At 70.7% G+C, this 4,163-nt stretch carries 5 protein-coding genes; 2 read left to right on the top strand and 3 right to left on the bottom strand.

The window, feature by feature from the left end; translation table 11 throughout:
• Together ACOJSN_RS24205 and ACOJSN_RS24200 are read left to right on the top strand one after the other, a co-directional pair.
• The coding region (locus tag ACOJSN_RS24205) for an ATP-binding protein (protein WP_420115044.1) at positions 1-184 on the top strand (184 nt) is incomplete at its 5' end.
• Positions 181-1,404 (top strand): hypothetical protein, encoded by a 1,224-nt coding sequence (locus ACOJSN_RS24200; RefSeq protein ID WP_420115043.1) that lies wholly within the window; start codon positions 181-183, stop codon positions 1,402-1,404. The genes ACOJSN_RS24205 and ACOJSN_RS24200, both read left to right, overlap by 4 nt.
• On the opposite strand, the gene ACOJSN_RS24195 is transcribed toward ACOJSN_RS24200, so the two are convergent.
• The 3 genes from ACOJSN_RS24195 to ACOJSN_RS24185 form a co-directional block, all read right to left on the bottom strand.
• Positions 1,348-2,088, bottom strand: coding sequence for a response regulator transcription factor (locus ACOJSN_RS24195; protein ID WP_420115045.1), 741 nt, complete (start codon positions 2,086-2,088; stop codon positions 1,348-1,350). The two genes, ACOJSN_RS24200 and ACOJSN_RS24195, sit on opposite strands and share 57 nt — an antisense overlap.
• A gap of 116 nt (positions 2,089-2,204) precedes the next feature.
• A complete protein-coding gene (locus tag ACOJSN_RS24190) occupies positions 2,205-3,773 on the bottom strand; it encodes a hypothetical protein (protein WP_420115042.1) in 1,569 nt (522 codons plus the stop codon).
• Between the two features lie 97 nt (positions 3,774-3,870).
• Positions 3,871-4,163: hypothetical protein (locus ACOJSN_RS24185; RefSeq protein ID WP_420115041.1), on the bottom strand; the 293-nt coding region annotated here is incomplete at its 5' end.

Raw genomic sequence — 4,163 nt, 5'->3', positions numbered from 1 at the left:
CCGCTTCTACCGGTCCGACGGTGTCCGTAAGTCCAGCGTCCACGGCAGTGGACTCGGCCTCGCGATCAGCCGTGACATCGTGCGAGCGCATGGTGGAGAGATCACGGTCAGCAGCGAACCCGGCCGCGGCGCGAGCTTCGTTGTTCGGCTACCGCTCCCCGTTGACGAGGAGGACCCAGCATGACCTGGCTCGACCCGACCACCACGAGTCTGGTCACCGCTGTGGTGGTGACGGTGTGCTGCGTGCTGTATCTCGCCGACACGCTCACCTACGCCGGCAACATGGCCGCGCGTCTGTGGACGGTTGCGTTCAGTTCCGGGGTCCTCACCGCCTTCGCCTACATGGTGTGGTCGTTCCTGCCCGGGGCGTGGATGTCCGTCGCGGTCGGGAACGCCTCGTTCGTCGCGAGCATCGGATTCCTGTGGCTCGGCTGCCGTCGCTTCAACCGGCCCGACCTGCGCTGGGCCACCTGGGTGCTGACGATCGCCATCGGAGCGACATTCCTTGCCACTGCGCTCGAGGGCCCCGGCGGCGGCGACTGGGCGGGCGCAGCCGTCATGCTCGCATCGATCGCCGTGCTGTCCGGTCTCGCATGCTTCGAGACGCGTCGTGCTGCGCTGCTGCATCTACGGCCGGCGACAGCGATGACGGTGGTCATGGGCGCCGTGTGCCTGTACTACCTCGCTCGCACCTTCGTGTTCACGCTCCTGGGGCCCGAGTCCTCGCTGTTCTCCGAGTGGTTCGGCACACCCACCACGTCACTGGTCACGATCATCCTCACCATCGTCGCCGTCACGACCATGGTGGTGCTGCGCATCCAGGACCAGGCGGCCACGGGCGCGCAGCGTGCCACGAAGCTCGCTCTCAGCGCCGACGGACTGCTTGATGGACGCTCGTTCGTGCAACTGCTGGACGCCGCGCTCTCCCGTCATGCGAGCCGCCGGAGCACGGCGGCGGTGGTGAGGCTCGAGCTGGAGGGCATCGACCGGATCGCCGAGGCCTTCGGAACCAGCGAGTCGCAGCGGATTGCTGCGCACATGCGTGCCGGCGTGCTCGAGCACGCGCCTGCGGCCGCATTGCTCGGCTGGGACGGCGAGGCCGGCGCGCTGCTGTATCTCGCGGACACCTCGGAACCGGAGGCCATGCGCACCGTGCGACGGATCGCGCAGCTGACGCTCGCCGGACTCCACTCATTGGACGCCCCCGTGGTGCCGGTGCTTGGCATCGGCGTCGCGATCCGCACCCCGAGCAGCGAGCACAGTGCCGCGGGTCTGATGACCGCAGCGGCTCAGGCCGCCGCGCGCTCGACGGACGCCGCCGACGGGTCGGTCGAGCTCGCCGACCTCTCAATCGGCGGTCAGGCGATACCCGACACCTCGGATGGTCTCGATCCACCGAGGTGACGTGGCCGACTCGCCCAGCTTGCGGCGCAGGTTCGCCACGTGCACCTCGATCGCGCGGGTGTCGTGCTCGGAGACGTAGGTGCCGGCGTGCGCGTCTCCCCGCACCGCGAGCGCCAGGTCGGACTTGCTGACCACACGTCGCCCGCGCCGCATCAGCTCGGCGAGGATGTCGAACTCGCTGCGGGTGAGCTCAACCGCAGAACCGTCGCGGGTCACGTCCCTGGTCTCGGGGTCGAGACGCAGGCCGTGGTGGAGGAACGCGGCATCGCCCTCACGCGCCTCGCGCGCAGGCTCCGTCCCGCTGCCGACGAGGCCGCGCGGACGGCGGAGCATCGCCTCGATGCGTGCCCGCAGCTCGCGGGGTCGGAAGGGTTTGGTGAGGTAGTCGTCGGCTCCGGACTGCAGGCCCTGCAGGGTGTCGATCTCGTCGTCGCGCGCCGTGAGCATGACGATGTAGGTCGAGCTGATGGCCCGGATCCGCTTCGCGGTCTCGAAGCCGTCGATGCCCGGCATGCTGACGTCGAGAGTGGTGACGATCGGGTCGTGCTCCCGCACCAGCGCCACGCCGTCAAGACCGGTCGCGGCCGCGTGGACCGTGAATCCCGCCTGCTCCAGCACCGTACTCACGAGACCGCGGATGTCCTCGTCGTCCTCGATGACGACCGCGATCTGTTGCGCGTCCACGCCAGTGCCCCCCGACTCCGGGCGCCGCGCGGGCGCCGCCACGACCTTCTCCGTGACGATATCGGAGAACACCCGGCTGAACGCGGTCTCGGAACCCGACCCACCGCCGTCGGCCATCACTGACCGCACGACTGCCAGCCCGGGCCGGGGCTGTAGGTCGCGAAGACGACGTCGCGCGAGTGGCTCGCGGACACTAGCTGCGTGTCGCCCGTGGTGCCCTGCAGCACGTACGCAGTGCTGCTTCCAGCAACGGGCGTGGCGGTGACCTGGCTGAATGTCAGCGGCTTACCGGTGAGGCTGGCGCCGCACACGAGGTCCGCGAGATCCACCTCGGCGCGCCACGGCACGTAGAACTCGCTCGTGGAGGTCACCTTCACGCGGAACGTGACGTACCAGTCGCCCTGCGAGACCACGCTCACGGTGACGTTGTACAGCGACGGGTCCGGTGTGGGCGTCGGCACGCTCGTGGCGCAGAAGCTCACCGTGCGCGACTCGCCCGCCTGCAGGCTGCGCGCCCAGTCGCTGTTGCCGCCCACCGTCCACGCGCCGTTACCGCGGCCGTAGCTGCGGGTCTCGATGTTGCTGAGCCGCACGGTGCCGGCCTGGGTGGGGTCCATGCCCCACATCGGCGCCAGTCGCGTGTCGAACGTGACGGTCCAGTCGCCCAGGGTGCGGCGGGTGGTGTTGGTGACCGTGAACTCGTGGCAGAACGTGAGGTTGTTCGTCTGCACTCCGGTCCAGGGGGTGCGGTAGCTGTAGGCGATCCCCGGACTGACCTTGGTGGGCTGGAGCCCGTTGCCTCCGGTCGCCGGGGGCGTCGTGGTGCCGGGGTTGTCGCCGGTGTCACCGCCACTGCCGGGCTCGTTGCCGCCCGGACCACCGGGGGTAGCGGGTGCCTCGGCGCTGGTGGTGGTCCGCGCGAGGACCACGGCTGCGGAGGCTCCGAGCCGCTGCGGCGTGCTGAGGGCGAGGTCGACCTGACGAGCGGTCGTGGTCGTCCATGCCTGGTCGGTCACGTCGATCGTCACGCGGGCTCCGTCGCCGTGCCCGACGGCGTTGCTCACCGAGGTGGTCACGGGCTCGTGGCCGGTGGTCGCGATGGTGAGGGTGGCGCCGGTGAGCTGGTGGGCGCTGATGCCGGGAACGTCGACGACGACGCTCGTGATCACACGGTTCGCGGTGGTCGCGCGCGCCTCGCCCGTGGCGGTGACCGCTCCGGAGAAGCCGGCGATCGAGCCGGTCACGGATCCGATGTTGCTGACCTGGGTGCTCCCGTCGGCGCCGGTCACCACGAGTGCGGCCGACGTCGCGGACGTGAGCGCCGGGAGCCGGCCGCACGCGGCGGTGAGGGTGCCGGACGTGAAGGCGATCGTGGCGGCGGGTGCGTCGAGCGTGGTGGTGAGCTCGCACGTGTCGGTGCCGGCGATCGTCAGGCGTGCGTGGTCGCCGGCGAGGAACCCGCGCGCAGGGTCAGCGGTCACCGTGACGCCCCCCACCTGCCACCCGCCGTCGCGCCACTGTGGCGACCACGTGAGTGTGGTGCCCTCGAGTGCCTGCACGGAGGCGGAGGCCCCGCCGAGGTGCTGGGTGTGCAGACCGCCGAGGCCCGCCGCGGACGAGATCACGATCGAGCCGAGCGCAAGGGCAGCGATCACCCCGACGGCGACGGCGCGGAGCGAGCGCACCGCCCCCGACCCAACGGAGAGCGTTTCCGTGCGATCTGCAGTCGCCACGCGACTGCGAATCGAACCTGACTCTGCGGGAGCGAGCAGTGCTCGACGGTCAGCCACGGCTGGCCTCCTGGGTGCGGCGGCGCAGCGCGGCGCCGATGAGAACGAGGGTGGCGGCGATCGCTGCCGACCACGCAATGGTCACCCCGGTACTCGGCAGCGGGTCGGTGGATGCGGTGTCCGAGTCGGTGCCTTCGGTGCCGCGTTCGGTGGTTGGCTCAGTGGTGGGCGCAACCGGGACGGTGGTGCGGAGGGTGAGCGCGATGCGCTCGACCTCCTGTGCGGGGATGCGGTGGTCGCTGACGTCCACGGTGAGCGCACCGGCCCGCACGGTGGCCGGGATCT

It is taken from the genome of Pseudactinotalea sp. (genome assembly GCF_048594945.1).
In the GTDB taxonomy this organism is placed as follows: domain Bacteria; phylum Actinomycetota; class Actinomycetes; order Actinomycetales; family Beutenbergiaceae; genus Pseudactinotalea.
This window is presented reverse-complemented; position numbering and strand designations above follow the sequence as displayed.